We start from the raw sequence: 18,304 nt of genomic DNA on the forward strand, positions 1-18,304 counted from the left end.
ACATAAAACATTTTTAATTCTAATGTTATATTGTTTTACACAAATTTGATGGTTACAATGAATTTTAAAAAATAATCTTCACATTAAACTTTTTGGTATAACCCAAGTCTTAGACTTATACCAAAACTTTAAATTTATGAAAAAATTAATATTTCTATCACTTGCGTTTATAGTTATATTATTCTCTTCTTGTAGTAATAACGATCAAGAAGATTATGTCCCAATAGAAGAAGATTCTAGCTCCGAAATAAACTTACCGGACGTATTTTTTAATTACGCCAATATTATATTGCCTGAACATTATACTGAAAATAGTTTTCCTGATCAATTTCAGTTTCAAGCAGCAATCGAATTCGATAACACACCAATTGATAATCCTATAACAGATGCAGGAGCAACATTAGGGAGAGTACTCTTTTATGATGAAAAATTGAGTGCCAACAGCACCGTTTCTTGTGCGTCTTGTCATAAAGCTGAACATGGATTTTCTGATCCAGATATTTTGAGCAAGGGATTTGAAGGTGGGCTCACCAGAAGGCACTCTATGGGAATCGTAAATGCTCGATTTTATGACGGAGGGAAATTCTTTTGGGATGAACGCGCAGCAACTTTAGAAGAACAAGTATTGATGCCTTTTCAGGATGAAGTAGAAATGGGATTGACACTTCAAGAGTTAACTACTATTGTAATTGGACAAACTTATTACCCGCAGCTTTTTGAGGATGCTTTTGGAGACCAAACGATAACAAGTGATAGAATATCCAGAGCATTAGCACAATTTATAAGAAGTCTTGTTAGTACAACGTCTAAATACGATCAAGCAAGGAGTGATGTTGATTCTCCAATTGTTGATTTTCCAAGTTTTACCGATCAGGAAAACGCAGGGAAACGACTTTTTTATATGCCTCGTCCACTTACAAATGGGTTGAATGCGAATTGTGTTGCTTGTCATGTGTCCGAAGCTTTTGTGGCTCCCATTCCAACAATTACCCCAATTCCTAATGGAATTACAACTTTTGCTACAACCAATGGATTAGATGCAACTTCGACCACTGATTTGGGAGTTAACGAAACTACAGGTAACCCCAATGATGTAGGGAAATTTAAAGTTCCTTCATTAAGAAATATTGCTATTCGCCCACCATATATGCATGATGGAAGATTTGCAACCTTAGAAGAAGTAATTGAACATTATAGTTCGGGAATTCAAAACCATCAAAGCCTCATATCACCTTTAGTAAATTCGGAGGGAGAAGTTGGTCAATTTAATTTTACCGAAGAAGAGAAAGAGGCTTTAGTTGCTTTTTTAAATACATTAACCGATAACCAAATGCTAACAGATGAAAAATATAGTAATCCATTTGAATAATATGAAACAACTACTGTACATGATGATTTTCTTTTCATTGTTTAGTTGTAATAGAGATGAGGTGGTTATTGATGTTTCGAACCCAATTGAAATTTCTCCAAATATTCTTTTTATTATCGCTGATGATTTAGGTAAGGATGCTATTAATGGCTTTTCCGAAGGTAATATAAAACCGAGTACTCCTAATATTGATGCAATACGAAATTCGGGATTGTCTTTTAACAATTTTTGGACGTATCCAACTTGTTCGCCAACCAGAGCATCTATTCTAACTGGTAAATATGGTTATAGAACGGGTGTTAAATGGGCAGGAGACGAACTTGATTTGTCAGAAACGAGCTTACAGAAATATATAAAGGATCAAACAAATGGTAATTATGCAACTGCAATAGTAGGGAAATGGCATTTGTCAGGAGATAATACAGCAGTAAACCCTGAAATTTTTGGTTTGGATTATTACTCCGGGATTATAAGAGGTGCGCCTCAGAGTTACTATAATTGGCAATTGACGGAAAATGGAGTAAGTAATGTAGAAACAGAATATGTAACTAAAAAGATTACTGATTTGGCCAATGATTGGATACATCAACAAGATAAACCGTGGTTTATGTGGTTGGCTTATAATGCTCCTCATACACCATTTCATGTACCGCCAAATGAAATGCATTCTCAAGGAAACTTACCTTCATTTTTAAGCGGAATGGATCCAACACCATATTATATGGCTGCAATTGAAGCAATGGATTATCAAATAGGGAAATTATTAGATGATATGCCTCTAGATGAAAGAGAAAATACTATAATTATTTTTATTGGTGACAATGGAAGCCCGAATGAAGTAGCACAATCTCCATACACTTTTTTTACTGCAAAAGGTTCTTTGAATCAAGGAGGAATAAATACACCAATGTTTATTTCTGGTAAGGGAGTCTCAAGAACTGGAATTGATGATAATCTAATTGTAAGTTCTGATTTGTTTGCCACCATTTCTGAAATTGCAGGAGTATCCGTAAATCAAATTCATGACAGTAAAAGCTTTATATCTTTATTAACAGAAACCGTATCAATAAGAGATTATCAATATTCAGAAAAAGATGATGGAATCAATAACCTCTGGACTATAAGTAACGGGGATTATAAACTTATCGAAAATGCCAATGGTAGCGAACAGTTTTACAATTTAAATAACGACCCTTATGAACAAAATAATTTATTAAATGGAAATTTGATAACAAACGAGATTAATGCTAAATCAGATTTAGAAACTGAACTATTAAATATCAGAAATTAAAAAAAGGAAACTGACTACAAAAAAATAATATCAGATTGTATCAATTAACTATATGTGATGAGAAGTTTGATCTTTCAATTGTTAACAGGGAACTTAAAAACACAAACGAAAGAATAATTTGGTACATTCAGGAAAATAATATAATGTAGTTGTAATTAATATATTCAGGAAATGGAAATTAAAACCTTAGAAGGAATTAATAAAAAAGATATTCTAAATGTATTCAACGAATCTTTTTCGGACTATTTTATTCCTTTTAGATTAACTGAAGAACAATTAATTTCGAAAATGTTAGCTGATAAAACTGACTTGAGTATGTCAGTCGGAGTTTTTGAAAATGAAAACCTGATAGCGTTTATTTTGCATGGATTTGATATAATCAATAATAAGAATGTATTATATAATGGAGGAACGGGTGTTATTCCAGAAAAAAGAGGTGTTGGTTTAACAAAAAAAATGTATCACTTTATTTTACCTGTTTTAAAAGAAAAGAGAATTGATACATTACAATTAGAAGTCATAATTAAAAATATTCAAGCTATTAATTCTTATGAAAAATCGGGTTATCAAATCGAAAGGAAATTAATATGTTATAAAGGGAAAGCTAGTGTCTTAAATATAAATAACGATATAGTTATTAAGGTGTTAGAAGATTACAATTGGGACTTAATGCAATCGTTTTGGGATATTCACCCTACTTGGCAAAATTCTAAAAATGTTTTAGATGAATTAAAAAACATCAATGTTTCGTTAGGTGCATATATAGATTCTAAACTGATTGGTTATATCATTTATAATCCAAGTAACAAACGATTACACCAAATAGCGATAAGTAAAGACTTCAGAAATAAAAATATAGCTTCTACTTTAATTAAAGAATTAATTAAAACATATGGGAATGAGTTTTCTGTTATTAACGTAGATAAAAAATCAAAACCTGTACATACATTTTTCGAAAATATAGGACTTGAAAATAATCTTGAGCAGTTAGAAATGAAATTACATCTTGATTAAAACTAGAACTAATAAAAATATTGGTTATATACTAGCTTAAAGTATGACCTAAATTGACAATAAAATGAATCAATTAGAAAACTCAAAATAACTTGTAAGAACTATCTTTACGAGAAAAGAAAATGGTACAAGACTATAAAACTATAGACTTATTTGGCAAGCTACTGTTTGAAACTATTATTTTAAAACCACCTTACAAGAAGCCTAATTTAATGCCTAATGAGGCTTGTTTTTTGTATATACTTAAAGGTGAATACGATTCTATTTCCGAAACAGAACGACTCAGAATAGAAGCCCAAGAATCTCTTTTGATGAAATGTGGGAACTACACTTGTAATATGCATCCTTCAAAAGAATCGGATACATATCAAGCACTTGCGGTCCATTTTTATCCCGAAATTTTAATGAAAGTGTATGAAAATAAGCTTCCAGATTTTCTTACACAAAAACTTTCTTTGGATATAGGAATGTCGAAAGTTAATAGCGATATTTTAATTCAAAAATATATTGAGGGAATCTTGTTTTATTTTCAAAACCCCGACTTTGTTACGGAAGAAATATTGATTCTAAAACTTAAAGAAATCATTCTATTACTAAATCAGACTAGAAATGCTCCAGCGATTCGATCAATACTTTCTAATTTGTTTAGTCCAAGCTCATATTCCTTTAGAGAAATTGTAAAAGCTCATTACTACGAAAATATCTCTTTAGAAGAATTAGCTATTTTAAACAATCAAAGCTTATCTAGTTTTAAAAGAGAGTTCAAAAAAATATACAGCTCATCTCCAGCCACGTATTTACGAGAGAAGAAATTAGAAAAGTCTATACAGCTACTTGTGTCTACAGATTTAAGAACTACAGATATCGCTTATAAATGTGGATTTACGAATGTTTCTCACTTCTCAAAAACTTTCAAAAATAAATATGGAATTTCTCCAACAATGTATAAGATGACCCATTTAGACAAACCTTTGAACTAATCTTAAAACACTTCCGTTTTCTCTGTTCCCATCTTTGCATCAGTAACAAAAAATATGTAAATATGAAAACAGTACTTATTACAGGATCTAGTAACGGATTTGGTTATTTATCTGTATTGACATTAGCTAGAAAAGGGTTCAAAGTTTGGGCAACGATGCGTAATATCAATGGAAAAAATAAAGTAAAAAAAGAAGAACTCGAGAGCATTGCTTTAAAAGAAAATATTGCAATTACGGTAGCTGAATTAGATGTAACTAGCGATAGATCTACCAACGATTTAGTTAATAAAATTCTCTCTGAAGAAGAAAATGGATTGGATGTTTTAGTAAATAATGCAGGCGTAATGTATGTTGGTATTACAGAAGCGTACAGTCTAAAGCAAGTACAGGAACAATTCGATACTAATTTTTTTGGTGTAATTCGAACATCTAAAGCATTTCTTCCACTTTTAAAAAAATCCTCAGACGGATTAATTATTAATATTTCGTCGTTAGCAGGACGATTGATTTTTCCATATTTTGGTATTTACTGTGCTAGTAAATTTGCTTTAGAAGCTTATTCTCAAGCCCTAAAATATGAATTAAAACCTACAGGTGTTGATGTTTCTGTTATAGAACCAGGACCTTATCCGTCAGGTCTATTATATAGTGGGCCAGAGGAAGAAGATAAAGCAATATTAGAAAGTTATGGAGAAATGGCAAATGTTCCGAAAGCAATGCTTCAAAACTTTGAACAATTCTATAAAAGTGATGATTCACCCAATCCTCAGGAAATTCCAAATGCTATTTTGGATGTAATCGAAAAGAAAAAGGGAAGTAGGCCAATAAGACAAGCGGTAGGTATAGACTACAATACTAACGAGCTGAATAACAAAACGAGTCCTATTCAAGAAAGTTTGGTAAAAGATGCTTTACGAATGGAACACTTAATTTAGATAGTGAAAAAATGGAATATTTAAAAAGATTAATGAGCTTCTCTATAATAGTGTTATTACTGTTATCAAATGTAATGGAAGCACAAAATTCAAAAAAAAACCTTAAAGAAACAGGTGAAATGATGACAAAAGATCAAGAAATAATAAACGTTGCTTTAGTATATTTAAAAGAAGGAGAGGAAGCACGTTTTGAGAAATATAAAAAGAAGGGGGGCGCTATTTTGAAAAAATATGGAGGAAAAATAGAACGCATTATTAAACCAAAAATGTTAGCAGAAGGAAAACTAGAAATGCCAGATGAAATTCATTTTGCAAGTTATCCGAGTATTGAAGTGTTTAACAAGTTTAATGAAGATCCCGAGTTTGTGAAAATTAGAACTGAATATGCGATTCCTGCATTAAAAGACATTTCGATTTTTACTAGTAAAAATACAGATTTTCAGTTTCAACAAGATGTTGGTGATAAAACCAAAACCTATGGTGTAGCCTTAATCTACTTTAATGAAGGAGAGAAATATAAAAAACAATTCGAGGATTATCATGATGAAGTGTGTGAAATAATGCCAGAATTCGGAACTCATTTCGAACGATTTATAACTCCATTTCAATCAAAAGGAAGTGTAGCGCAACCTGATGAAATACATCGTTTTTATTTTGATTCAATGGAAGGCTTACAACAAATGGGAACCGATGAACGAATGCAAGCATTATTCCCTAAAAGAGATGCTTCATTAAAAAATTTGTACTTTTTTATTGGAGAAGCAAGTTTATAATTAAAAGACAAATAAACAGTTTATAATTGCGTTAAAAAGTAATAGTGATTTGAGTTTTAATTCGAATCGCTATTCTTTTTTATTTTGTACATTACTTCCTTAAAAAGCAGTTTTATTAAACACACTACTATTGATAAGATTGTAAGTCACATATGAAATGAAACACCCTTTAAGGCAACATATTGAAGAGATAATCGAATTAACTGATGAAGAGTTTGATTTTGTTTTAACTCATTTTGAAACTGATAAAAAACGGAAACATCAATATCTTGTTCAAGAAGGAGAAGTGGTAAAAAAAGAATATTGGATAACGAAAGGGTGTGTGAAAAGTTATTTTCTTGATGATAATGGTAAGGAACATATTCTTCGATTCGCAATGGAACATTGGTGGATTACTGATTATGAGTCTTTTGTTAAACAAACTCCTTCGAATATATATATAGATTGTATAGAGGATTGCGAGTTTCTATACATTTCTTTTGAAAATAGAGATAGGCTTACTGCTCAAATGCATAAAATGGAACGATTTTGGGCTAAAAAAAGTAAACTTGGACGCATTGCTTTGCAAAAAAGAATCCTTTCGCTTTTAAAAAATTCTGCTAAAGAACGATATGATTTACTATTAGAACAATATCCTCAACTATTTCAAAGAGTTCCTAAAAAACTAATAGCTTCGTATCTAGGAGTCTCCAGAGAAACACTTAGTAGACTAGATTCCTGATTCTAAAACTCAATTACTAGATAAAACTAAAATTCTTCATACTAAATAGAGTGATCTAGATCACTTTAAAGTAGTGACATACATCCTTATAATTTCTTCTGATTCATCTGAACTTTGTAGTGTTAATTTAAAACTATAAAAAGATGCCTTATATCAATATTAAGGTTACCGACGAAGAGGTAACCAAAGAACAGAAACGCCTGCTAATTGTGGGTACTACTCAATTACTTTCAGACGTATTGAACAAAAATCCTAAGACCACACATGTGGTTATAGAAGAAATCCCTATTGATAATTGGGGAGTGGATGCAAAACAATATTCAAATTCAAACAAATTTAAATCATGAAAAACAAAACGGTAATTATTACAGGAGCTTCTACAGGAATTGGAAAAGCAATTGCAGCTTATTTTATTGGACAAAATAGTAATGTAGTGATGAATTCTTCTAATAAAGAGAACTTACAACAAACGTATGAAGAACTTGGTTCGCCAAAAAATGCAATTTATTTAGCTGGAGATATTAGCAAACAAAATACAGGTCAAGAATTGATACGTATAGCAAAAGAACATTTCAACTCAGTAGATGTCTTAATAAATAATGCGGGTTTATTTGCTCCAAAACCATTTTTAGATGTTCAGGAGGAGGATTTAGAGCTTTATTGGAATGTTAATTTAAAAGGAACCTACTTTACAACACAAGCAGCAATTCCAGAAATGATAAAACAACAAAATGGTTCTGTAATAAACATTGGAACTGTACTGGTAGATCACGCAATTGATGGATTTCCTGCAACAGCTCCGTTAACAAGTAAAGGAGCTATCCATTCATTAACGCGACAATTAGCAGCAGAATTTGGTAAAGACAACATTAGAGTAAACACCATCGCTCCTGGAATTATTAGAAGTCCGTTACAAGGAAAAATGGGAATTAAAGATGCCGATAGTTTGGCTGGGTTGCATTTATTAAATCGTATTGGAGAAGCCGATGAAATTGCAGAAGCTGCCTATTATTTAGCATCTTCTGGTTTTATCACTGGGGAGACTATTAACGTGGCTGGAGGTCATACAGTTGGACATACTATTTAAAAAATGAAATTATGTACAAAAACAAAATCAAAGAAATAGAGAAAGTAATAAGTAATTATTTTGAAGGCATCTTTTATGGAGATGTTGATAAACTAGAATCTTGCTTTGCTGATAATGTATTTATCTATGGTGATATAAAGGGAGCGGCTTATAAAAAAAGTATAAGACAGTATTTAGAAGGTGTTAAAGAAAGACAAAGCCCAAATGATTTAAATGAAACATTTAGAATGGAAATTATAGGTGTTGATATTATAGGGAATGTAGCGATGATCAAACTGCGAGTACCTATGTTGGGGTATAATTACTTTGATTATTTATCATTAACAAAAATGAACGACAATTGGAAAATTGTCAACAAAATTTTCACCCATGTAGCCTAAAGATTTTGCAGCATTTTCTATAGTGACTCGTCAAGATTATAACGAATTCAAGTAATAATGGTTGGAGTTTTTTGGTCAATGCCAAAGCTGATTCGTCCAGTAATATATGATACTGTACTTATAAAATCAATAAATATTGTCGATGTAAAATCAGGTCAAGTTTTAGGGAATAGAAATGTACTGATTAAAGATAATATGTAAAATAATAAAGGTTCAATACGTTATGCTTATTTTTATAAGCATAACGTATTATACTATGACTTAATAAATCAATAAGATTCTAGGAAATATTGATTTTTCTATTCAGGTAAAAATGGATAACAACTTATGAAGCTCTTAAAACTACCTTTTATCATAATGATTGTAAGTTGCCTTACAGCTTGTAATCTTACACTAAACCCTAATGGGTCACGACCTAATAATCCTTATTTTATAACTACAGAGCAGATTATCGTTAAAGGAATAACGGTACCTGTAGGTACTAGTCTAGAATATAAAAAACACTTCTTTAAAAAAGGAGAACAAGGTTCTATAATGAATGAAAAATACCTTACTGGTTTTAATTTACCTAAGGATAAAACTATAGATTGGGGGGATGTGCCTATAAATGCTATTCATAAGTTTTTTAATGAAGATATGAGTGGCTATACCGTGTATGCAAATTTTGAAAAAGTGCCTAGCAGTAAAACTACGTTTTATACAAAATGGAAAGAAGAAGGATGTGATTTAGGTATCACTGTGAAAAATAGAGATGACTGGTCTTTTAATAAATCGAATATTTTAGATATAGAAAGCTGTAGCGTTATATATCAACGTTATAACAAATATGATGAAAAGCAACAGGACTTTCTAGATGTAATGTATGAGGCATTAATGGGAGTAAGAACTCGCAATTAGTGTATCTATGATGAGGTGTTGTAAAACTCTGTAAAAACCTCAATAATATATTCGTGATCTTGCGTACCACACATTTCTCTAATACTATGCATTGATAACATCGGATTTCCAACATCGATTGTTGGGATTCCAATATTGGAGGCAACCATAGGACCTATAGTAGAACCACAACCAATATCATTTCTACTACAAAAATCCTGAAAAGGAACATTTGATTTTTTACACCATTGTTTAAATTTAGCTATAGAAAATGCATCTGTAGCGTAACGCATATTAGCATTACTTTTAATCACTGGGCCTGCACCAATGATTGGTTTATGATTTGCGTCGTGTTTAGAGGTGTAATTAGGATGTACAGCGTGAGCCATATCTGCCGAAATAAAAAATGAACGTGCGATAGATTGAAAATAAGTTTCTTCTTTAGAAGAAACAAAAGAGTGAATACGTTTTAAAGTGGTTTCCAAAAAATTGGAATTCGCTCCATTTTGTGATTCAGAACCAATTTCTTCATGCTGAAAATAAACAGCCATTTGTACTTCATTATCAGTAATGACCGATTGTTTTAGAGCCTCAAAAGAAGCGTGGACACTTGCTAGATTATCTAATCTAGGGGCATATATAAATTCATTACTGATGCCTCCAAAACTAGATTTTTCTGCATCAAATAAAAACAAATCCCAACTCAATATAGTTCCAGAAATTCCAGTTTCTTCTTTTAACCAATTTTCAAAACTAATCTCATTTGAAAGCCCAATAATAGGAAACATATGTTCCTGTGGATTAGGAGTAAATCCCGTTTTATTAACTTCTCGATCTAAATGAATAGCCAAACGAGGGATTCGTAATTTTTTTTCTACTGTAATAAGTTTTTGCTCTAATACTCCCGCTTCATTTTCTATAATCAATCTACCCCCAAAATGAAGATCTCTATCAAACCAACTACTCAATAAAACACCACCATATATTTCAATATTTAGTAATTGATATCCTTCTTTTGTAGAAATGGGGTTGTTCTTGATTTTTAGACAAGGGGAGTCTGTATGCGCACCAATAATTTTAAAGGAATAATCGTTGGACCATTTTTTTGGTGTTCTAAATACAATGATTGAACCATCAGCTCTAGTTACAAAATACTTTTTTTCTTTCTTTAAGTCCCAATTATCCTTTTCAAACAATTCTTGATAGTTCTGAGAAATTAGTTCTTTTTTTAAGATAGATACTACATGAAAAGAAGTAGAACTAGAATCTATAAAGTTTAAAAGGTTTTGGGTGTAAGACATTAAAAGTATTTTTAGTTGCTTTAATATAGTTAAAGGATGATTTTTAATCAAAAACAAATGTAATTAAAGATTCTATAGAATAAGAGGTTGTAGTAATATTATACTTGGAATCAGAGCATATAAGATACTAAATTTCGGATAAAATAAGAAACGTATTTGTGTCTCCGTGAATCATTAACCTATCTAATAATTCTTGTAAAGCTGTTTGGTTTTTTACGACAACTTTTAGATGTATATTTTGATTTCCGGTAATTCGATGAGCTTCTTTAATTTCAGGAAAGTCTTTAATTATTTTGAGAATATTGGCTAATTGCCCAGGAAAAACTTTAAGTAGTATAAAAGCTTCCAAATCATAACCCAATTTTCTATTGTCGATCTGAATACCATATTTCTGAATCACACCTAAATCTTCCATCTTTTGAACTCTTTCTCTAACAGATGAAGGTGATAAATTTATAGTTCTTCCTAAATCAGCAAACGACAATCGAGAATTGTTTTTTAAAATGTCTAATAATTGATTATCTATAGCATCTATCATAAAATCGATGGTTTTTAGTTGTAAAATTTAATTTTTCGATGGCAAAAGTAATCATATTTAGATAATTCAACTTTTTAGTATATGGTCTTTGATATACCTTTGTATAAAATTCTTATCAATGAGTATTCTTATAATCTTTAATAATAAAGATCCCGAACCGTGGAAGAAAGTATTAACCAGTAAATTACCAAATGCTATCATTGAACTATATCCAACAGTAGAGGATATTGCTGCCGTGGACTTTGTTGTTTGTTGGAAACCAGAAAAAAATATATTAATGCAGTTTCCAAATATAAAAGTTATTCAATCCGTTGGTGCTTCGATAGATCATGTTACGAATTCACAAGTAATTCCAAAAAATAGTAAGATCACAAGAATTGTAGATACGAAATTATCTAGGGATATGTGGGAATTTTTGTTAACCATCGTGCTTACACAATTGAAGAATACCAAAACGTATTTGCAACAACAAGAACAAAGAATTTGGAATCAGAAAGAATATAAATCAATAGATAATACGACCATTACTATTTTAGGTTTAGGAACTATTGGAGGATATGTTGCAGAGAAATTTGCAGCATTAGGATTTATCGTAAAAGGATGGAGTAATTCGAGAAAAGAAATTTCTGGCGTAGAAAGTTTTAATAGAAGAGAATCGTTTGATTCTTGTTTAAGTCAATCAGATTTTTTAATTAACCTATTGCCTTTGACTGATGAAACTAGAGATATAATAGATCGAAATGCGCTAAATAAACTAGCTAACGATGCATTTTTTATTAATGTAGGAAGAGGCGAACATTTGATAGAAACTGATTTAATAGAGTTATTGGATACGGATAAGTTAGCAGGTGCTTTTCTAGATGTTTTTAGAAAAGAACCATTACCAAAAGAGCATCCTTTTTGGCAACATTCCAAAATTCAGATAACCCCACATGTGGCAAGTTTAACTAATGTAGAAAGCGCAGCAAATCAAATAGCAGAAAATTATAAACGATTTTTGAATCATCAGGAGCTATTAAATTTAGTTTCGTTAAATAAAGGTTATTAATGATATGGATACAAAATTTCATTTAGCATTTAAGGTAAAAGATATAGAAAGTACTATTGCGTTTTATCACACCATACTTGGATGTGAGTTAGGAAGACAAACAGAACATTGGGTAGATTTTGATTTTTTTGGACATCAGCTTTCTGCTCATATGTCGGATAATATGCCAGAGTTAGATTATTGTGGAAAAGTAGAAAACCTTAAAGTTCCGATTCCTCATTTTGGTTGTATTTTAGATGATTATGTATTTCGGGATATTAGAAATAGATTAGAGGAACATAGAATAGATTTTATTTTTAAACCTCAAAAAAGATATCAAAATGAAGAAGGAGAACAACAGACAATGTTTGTTTTGGATCATAGTAAGAATCCTATAGAGTTTAAAACTTTTAAGGATGATCAAGGTGTTTTTAAATACTAAATTGCCGGTTAAAGTAAAGAAATTTATATGTTGTAAAGTGTTACATAATATGAAAAATTGGCATAGAAATTGAAATTCAACAAAATTGAATCAATGAACGATAATCTGAGTGAAATCAAAATCAAAGTTTATGATAGATGCTCTCTAGAATTTTTAGAGTACGAAACGGAATTGGAAAGTGAAGAATATGATGCTAGCAGATTTAAGCTTGAAGGACGAAATGTTTTAAGTAGAACTGCTAAAATTACACCAAAAAAGGTAGGGCAATTCGTTACTTTTTGGAAACGAAAAGATAATGGACCTATTGAGCCATATCATGAATCTGATCAAATAGATTTCTATATTGTTAATGTACGAGCCCGGAATGAGTTTGGGCAGTTTGTATTTCCAAAATCTGTGTTGATTAAAAAGGGAATTATATCAACAGATATGAAAGAAGGGAAAAGAGCATTCAGAGTATATCCTAAATGGGATATTACATCAAGCAAGCAAGCCGAACGATCTCAAAAATGGCAACTGAATTATTTCTATGAAATTAATGATGAAACCGATTTCAAAAAAGTTTTAGAGTTATATAAAAATAAATAGTATAATCTTAAGTCATAATTCTAAGTTTTTTTGGACGAATTATGACAATTGAATGATTTATTTGATTTTTTTTGCGCTTAAATTCTTTAGAATTAGTCTTAATAAATTTTATTTTTTACTAAATCATGGTTAATTAAATGTTAAATACAGGTGTATTTGATCTTAATCTTGCGGTAAATTCCCCTGTATTTTTTTTCTTTTTTTTAAATCTTTATTTTTTGTTTAACCTATTGATTTTCAGTAATGCAATACAGTTGCATTATTAAAAACAAGGATGTGTTTTGTAGTGTTAGTAAGGGGTGAGTGGAGTGTAGCCTTTTGGTTGTTATGTGTTTTCCGTATTTTTTTGTTGTGATTAATCTCTAATTTTGGTGTTCTAATTTTATTAGAACTCAACATTTAATTTAAAACTAAAATTAAAACTTAACGCAAAATTAAAAATCATGAAAACTAGACTAAGAATTTTAAGTACAGTAACAGTCTTTTCTTTTCTCTTTTACAGTTGTGAAAAAGATGGAGAAGCAATTACAAATTTAGATTCAGAAATTGAAGCTATAGATGCTGTAGGAGCTGATCAGGCTGTACCTGGAGAGTATATAGTAATTTATACAGAAGATGAATCTATTTCGGGTAAAAGTATCGAAATAAAAAGTAAATCGATACAAACATTATCCAAATATGCAATAGCGGATGATAATATAAAACAAACTTATAGTAATGCTATTCAGGGATTTGCAGTTAAAAACTTGTCTGAAAAGCAAGCAGACCTGCTTAGAAATGACCCTGAAGTAGCTTATATAGAGCCAAATTATATTCAAAAGTTGGATATTAAAATGGGAGAGCCTGTGAGTACGCTACCAGCAACGGTACAAAACAAAGCGGTAACTAATGATTCGCAGTTAGCTAATGGAGAATTTCTTCCTTGGGGAATAAACCGAGTAGGTAGAGCAAATGGTGCAGGAAGAACTTGCTGGATAGTGGACAGTGGTATTGCGCCGCATAGTGATTTAAATATTGACAGTGGTCGAAGTAGAAGTTTCGTTGGTGGATCTTGGCAAGATCAAAATGGACACGGAACTCATGTAGCAGGAACGGTAGCTGCTAGAAATAATGGTTCTGGAGTTATAGGTGTGGCATATGGAGCAACTGTAGTTTCTGTTAGAGTTTTAAACGCTGCTGGGAGTGGTGCTACTGATGGAATTCTTGCAGGTATAGACTATGTTGCTAATAATGCTAGTAGTGGAGATACTTGGAACTATAGTGTTGGGTTCCGTAATCGATTTACATCGCAAGCAATTGATGATACGTTTAGAAATTTAGAAAATACAACTTATGGTGCTATGGCAGCCGGTAATAGTAACGATGATACTCAATTTTATTCGCCGCAAAGGTTACAAACTAGCCGTTCTTGGTGTGTTGGTAATATGACTAATGTAGATGCTCCTGCATCTGGGTCTAATTTCGGACAAAGTGTAGATCGTTGGGCTCCAGGTACAGCAGTATGGTCTACTTGGTTGAATGGTCAGTTTAACAATATCTCAGGTACTTCTATGGCATCACCACATGTAGCAGGGATATTATTATTACGAGGTAACAGTACAGCAATAGATGGATCTGTAAGCAAAGGAGGATATACAGCTCCTATAGCTACCTTAAATTAGAAATAAATAATTTTGAATTTGCTAGAGGCTGGTAATTCCAGCCTCTTTTTTGTGTTTCTAAGAGAAGTTATAGGAAATATTTTAAATATTATTAGAAATTAGATTCTACAAGTTGTTAAATTTTCAATATGTGTGATAAATAAAAAACCGAGACATTTGTCTCGGTTTTTTATTTAGTTTTATAGTAAGATTTAATACTTACAGAGTATTACCTCTATAAAACTCTAAGATTTTTACACGAAGTAGGTATTCGTATTTAGCATTTGTAAGATTAGTTCTTGCATTATCTAGATTATTTTTACTAGTTATATAGGCTATGAAATTAGATACTCCATTATTAAATCTAATCTCATTTACCCGATAAGATTCTTCGAACGCACTTACTTGATTTTGTAAGCTTTCATAACGATTAAACGCTGCTTGCATATCAAAATGAACTTGTGAAATAGCATTTTTTACTTCTAGTGAAGTTCGTTCTAATTCGATAAGAGATTCCTCAGCTTTAATTTTTTCTAAAGCTACATTGTTTTTTGCTCTAAAACCATTAAAAAGAGGAATGTCTACTGCTATACCAACAACTGTATTTAGATTATTATCGAATTGGTCTAAGTATTCAATCTTTTCTCCTCTAAATTGTGTTTGTTCTGTGAAGATGGAGATCTCTTCATTATTAACTGTTACAAAATCTCCAGTTTCTACAATATCTGACCCTATTTCAGTAAAAGTCTCCGCAACACTGGAGTAGTTGGTGTTTAATTGTCCGAAAAACGAAATTTCAGGTATGTATTGAGCTCTAGCGACTTTTATTCCTTTTTCAGCAGCTTTAGCTCTTAATTCTTTAGCTTTAAAGGTGGCTAGGTTTTTCATAGCGTCATTAAATACGTCTTCTGATGAAAGTTCGTATTTTTCAAAATCGAGCAAGATTGATGTCTTATCTGTTTCTATATTTTTACGAATATTCATTAATCTTGTAAGACTTAGTTTAGCATTGTTTAGATCACTTTCAGCGGCTAGAATATTAGTTTCATCAATAGTTTTTTGTCCTTTTATATCTGCATAATCAGCGGGATTACCAAACTCTTCACTATATAGATCTTCTTGTTGTTTTAATTGTTTATCAGTAGCTATTAATCTAGCTTTTGCTAAAGCTAATACATCTTTTCTATTAAGCACTTGGAGATAGGCCAAAGTAACGTTGAGAATTAATGTTTGTTTAGCCTCTTCTATTTCCATATCAGAAGCTTGTCTATTCAGTCTTTGTTGTCTAACAGTATTGAGTAATCTAAAACCATTGAATATAGTAGCATCTAGATTTAATCGTGCGTTAGAAAACGTAAGTTCTTGATTTATAAAATCATTTGTAAAAGGATCAATACTTCTTCCGTTGTTTACACCAATATTATAGTTTCCATTTAATGATGGTAATATGTTTGCTTTTGCCTGTTTATGATTAATCTTAGCAGTGTTAGCATTTAACGTTGTAGATTTTAGATCTAAGTTGTTTTCTAGTGCAACCGCTATACATTGGGCAAGAGAGTATCTTTCTGTGTCTTTCTTTTGTGTAAATCCAATGAATTGTAAAAGAAAGACACTGATACATATAATTGATTTCAGTGACATGGTTTGTTAGATTATTCAGAGACGATACGTCCGTCTAAAAGATTAATAATTCTTGATCCATAAGAAGCATTGTTTTCAGAATGAGTGGCTTGTATTATTGTAACACCTTCATTATTTAATTCTGAAAATAATTCCATGATTTCCGTACTTTGTTTAGAATTTAGATTTCCGGTTGGTTCATCTGCTAGAATTAGTTTTGGTTTGGTGATTAATGCTCTTGCTATTCCTACTAATTGTTGTTGCCCACCACTTAATTGAGATGGGAATAGATCTTTTTTACCTACAATATTAAAACGATCCAACATGTCAGCTACTAGCGCTTTTCTTTCAGAAGATTTTACATTTTTATAGAGTAGGGGAGTTTCAATGTTTTCATAAACATTTAATTCGTCAATAAGATGATAGGCCTGAAAAACAAAACCGATGTATTCTTTGTATAGTTTAGATCGTTGTTTTTCTTTCATAGTATGTACCGCTTCATCTAAAAAAGTATAACTACCTTCCGTAAAATTGTCAAGCATACCGATACAATTTAGCAATGTAGATTTGCCAGATCCTGATGGGCCCATTAAAGAAATAAATTCACCCTCTTCAATTTGTAAGTTTATATTGTCAAGTAGCGCTATTTTCTTTCCACCTGAATTAATTACTCTTGATGTATTGTTAAGTTGTAAGATCATATTTGTTTTTTACTGATGATTATTTATGTTGTTTAATTGGATCTTGTAAAAATTACGTCAGTTTGAGTTTCCATCTCAGAAGGAGGCATCAAAAACAAGTATTTTTTATGTTGAAAAATTTGTATTCATCTTAGTTATTCGTCTTGGGCGAATGGTATCATGAATTTGTCTTTCTGGCCGACAGGCAAGTAAATTCTCTCTCCTTATGTAACCGCAATTTTTATTGATCGAATTCATCTTTTTTAATTTATTATTGAATTTCTGATATTTCTACGTCTCCAATATTTATACCTTTTTGAATGCTTGCATCACCTTTGTAGTATAATTTTGCTTCTCCAAAAGCTGTAAGTTTGATGCGATCTGAAGCTTGAATTTTAAACTCGGCCTCTCCAAAAGCTTTTAATTTGGTGTTTTTATTATCTACACCGAGTAGATCCGAAGTACTTTCTCCAAAGGCGGTTATTTTCTGATTTTCGATGGTTCCGTTTTTAATTTCTAGTGTACTGGCACCATACATATCGACATCAAAGTATTCGAAATTCACATCGTTTAAAACCATTTGCGACTCTCCATAAATTTTTAATCGAAATGCTTCTGCCGTGATCTTACTTTTGCAAACTGTAGCTTGTTCTCCTCTAATAGAAAGATCAGTAATTTGTTTGTAATTTATAGTTAAGGTAAGTACTTTCCCTTTATAGATAGGTACTTTTCTTTTAGTACCATTAATGATTACTGTTTTAGTTTTTGTAGTTTCTTTAGCATCATCTAGATAGACACGAAGTACATTTCCTTTTACTTCAATATTTATTTTGTCTTCTGGTTCGGTACTGTTTTCAATGATTACAGATTCTTCATTGCTTGCTACAAATGTTGTTTCTATATGTGGACTGATAATTACTTTATCGAAAGTACTAACGTTTTTCTTTGTTTGCCCAGCTAATAAATGCGCAATAGATAATGCAACTAAGGCCAAAAAATATTTTAAATGTTTCATGATGAATGAGTTTTTATGTTCGTTTTA

General features: G+C 31.2%; 20 protein-coding genes. 15 read left to right on the forward strand and 5 right to left on the reverse strand.

All coding sequences use genetic code 11. The features are described from left to right. Window positions 1-136 precede the first annotated feature (136 nt). From BMY33_RS12895 to BMY33_RS12945, 11 genes are all read left to right on the forward strand, one after another. Window positions 137-1,369, forward strand: a complete 1,233-nt coding sequence (locus BMY33_RS12895; protein WP_091409128.1) for a cytochrome-c peroxidase — start codon at window positions 137-139, stop codon at window positions 1,367-1,369. Next, window positions 1,341-2,660, forward strand: a complete 1,320-nt coding sequence (locus BMY33_RS12900) for a sulfatase-like hydrolase/transferase (protein WP_244543014.1) — start codon at window positions 1,341-1,343, stop codon at window positions 2,658-2,660. Before BMY33_RS12895 ends, BMY33_RS12900 begins: the two co-directional genes overlap by 29 nt. 171 nt (window positions 2,661-2,831) lie before the next feature. After that, window positions 2,832-3,674 carry a GNAT family N-acetyltransferase gene (locus tag BMY33_RS12905; RefSeq protein WP_091409131.1) on the forward strand — a complete coding sequence of 281 codons (843 nt, stop codon included), beginning with the start codon at window positions 2,832-2,834 and terminating at the stop codon, window positions 3,672-3,674. Between the two features lie 122 nt (window positions 3,675-3,796). Continuing rightward, window positions 3,797-4,654, forward strand: a complete 858-nt coding sequence (locus tag BMY33_RS12910; protein ID WP_091409133.1) for a helix-turn-helix domain-containing protein — start codon at window positions 3,797-3,799, stop codon at window positions 4,652-4,654. 62 nt (window positions 4,655-4,716) lie between these two features. Beyond that, window positions 4,717-5,589 carry an SDR family oxidoreductase gene (locus BMY33_RS12915; RefSeq protein ID WP_091409136.1) on the forward strand — a complete coding sequence of 291 codons (873 nt, stop codon included), beginning with the start codon at window positions 4,717-4,719 and terminating at the stop codon, window positions 5,587-5,589. A 32-nt stretch (window positions 5,590-5,621) separates the two neighbouring features. Further along, window positions 5,622-6,362: a DUF1330 domain-containing protein gene (locus tag BMY33_RS12920; protein WP_170837073.1), complete on the forward strand. Its 741-nt coding sequence runs from the start codon at window positions 5,622-5,624 to the stop codon at window positions 6,360-6,362. 157 nt (window positions 6,363-6,519) lie between these two features. Next, on the forward strand, window positions 6,520-7,083 hold the full coding sequence (locus BMY33_RS12925; RefSeq protein ID WP_091409142.1) for a Crp/Fnr family transcriptional regulator: 564 nt from the start codon (window positions 6,520-6,522) through the stop codon (window positions 7,081-7,083). 143 nt (window positions 7,084-7,226) lie between these two features. After that, complete coding sequence (locus BMY33_RS12930; RefSeq protein WP_091409144.1) at window positions 7,227-7,430, forward strand: tautomerase family protein; 204 nt, start codon at window positions 7,227-7,229, stop codon at window positions 7,428-7,430. Further along, the gene (locus tag BMY33_RS12935; protein ID WP_091409147.1) at window positions 7,427-8,170 is read left to right on the forward strand and encodes an SDR family NAD(P)-dependent oxidoreductase; all 744 of its coding nucleotides are present in this window, start codon (window positions 7,427-7,429) and stop codon (window positions 8,168-8,170) included. Before BMY33_RS12930 ends, BMY33_RS12935 begins: the two co-directional genes overlap by 4 nt. A gap of 11 nt (window positions 8,171-8,181) precedes the next feature. Then, the gene (locus BMY33_RS12940) at window positions 8,182-8,550 is read left to right on the forward strand and encodes a nuclear transport factor 2 family protein (RefSeq protein WP_091409150.1); all 369 of its coding nucleotides are present in this window, start codon (window positions 8,182-8,184) and stop codon (window positions 8,548-8,550) included. Between the two features lie 327 nt (window positions 8,551-8,877). Further along, window positions 8,878-9,447, forward strand: a complete 570-nt coding sequence (locus BMY33_RS12945) for a hypothetical protein (protein WP_091409153.1) — start codon at window positions 8,878-8,880, stop codon at window positions 9,445-9,447. Window positions 9,448-9,452: 5 nt separating this feature from the next. On the opposite strand, the gene BMY33_RS12950 is transcribed toward BMY33_RS12945, so the two are convergent. Further along, window positions 9,453-10,727 carry a M18 family aminopeptidase gene (locus tag BMY33_RS12950; RefSeq protein ID WP_091409155.1) on the reverse strand — a complete coding sequence of 425 codons (1,275 nt, stop codon included), beginning with the start codon at window positions 10,725-10,727 and terminating at the stop codon, window positions 9,453-9,455. A gap of 127 nt (window positions 10,728-10,854) precedes the next feature. Beyond that, window positions 10,855-11,265: an Lrp/AsnC family transcriptional regulator gene (locus tag BMY33_RS12955; RefSeq protein ID WP_091409157.1), complete on the reverse strand. Its 411-nt coding sequence runs from the start codon at window positions 11,263-11,265 to the stop codon at window positions 10,855-10,857. A gap of 118 nt (window positions 11,266-11,383) precedes the next feature. Between BMY33_RS12955 and BMY33_RS12960 the strand changes: the two genes are divergently transcribed. The 4 genes from BMY33_RS12960 (at window position 11,384) to BMY33_RS12975 (ending at window position 14,983) form a co-directional block, all read left to right on the forward strand. Then, window positions 11,384-12,313, forward strand: a complete 930-nt coding sequence (locus BMY33_RS12960) for a 2-hydroxyacid dehydrogenase (RefSeq protein WP_091409159.1) — start codon at window positions 11,384-11,386, stop codon at window positions 12,311-12,313. A gap of 4 nt (window positions 12,314-12,317) precedes the next feature. Continuing rightward, window positions 12,318-12,734, forward strand: coding sequence for a VOC family protein (locus BMY33_RS12965; RefSeq protein ID WP_091409161.1), 417 nt, complete (start codon window positions 12,318-12,320; stop codon window positions 12,732-12,734). 93 nt (window positions 12,735-12,827) lie between these two features. Then, window positions 12,828-13,322 carry a MepB family protein gene (locus BMY33_RS12970; RefSeq protein WP_091409164.1) on the forward strand — a complete coding sequence of 165 codons (495 nt, stop codon included), beginning with the start codon at window positions 12,828-12,830 and terminating at the stop codon, window positions 13,320-13,322. A gap of 443 nt (window positions 13,323-13,765) precedes the next feature. Further along, window positions 13,766-14,983, forward strand: a complete 1,218-nt coding sequence (locus tag BMY33_RS12975; protein ID WP_091409165.1) for a S8 family serine peptidase — start codon at window positions 13,766-13,768, stop codon at window positions 14,981-14,983. 198 nt (window positions 14,984-15,181) lie between these two features. Here BMY33_RS12975 and BMY33_RS12980 read toward each other — a convergent pair whose 3' ends face one another. From BMY33_RS12980 to BMY33_RS12990, 3 genes are all read right to left on the reverse strand, one after another. Then, complete coding sequence (locus BMY33_RS12980) at window positions 15,182-16,603, reverse strand: TolC family protein (protein WP_091409168.1); 1,422 nt, start codon at window positions 16,601-16,603, stop codon at window positions 15,182-15,184. Window positions 16,604-16,614: 11 nt separating this feature from the next. Beyond that, entirely contained in the window at window positions 16,615-17,283 is a 669-nt protein-coding gene (locus BMY33_RS12985; protein WP_091409171.1) for an ABC transporter ATP-binding protein, read from the reverse strand. Window positions 17,284-17,533: 250 nt separating this feature from the next. Beyond that, a complete protein-coding gene (locus tag BMY33_RS12990; RefSeq protein ID WP_091409173.1) occupies window positions 17,534-18,277 on the reverse strand; it encodes a GIN domain-containing protein in 744 nt (247 codons plus the stop codon). Window positions 18,278-18,304 lie beyond the last annotated feature (27 nt).

Source organism: Aquimarina amphilecti (assembly GCF_900109375.1).
GTDB classification, from domain to species: domain Bacteria; phylum Bacteroidota; class Bacteroidia; order Flavobacteriales; family Flavobacteriaceae; genus Aquimarina; species Aquimarina amphilecti.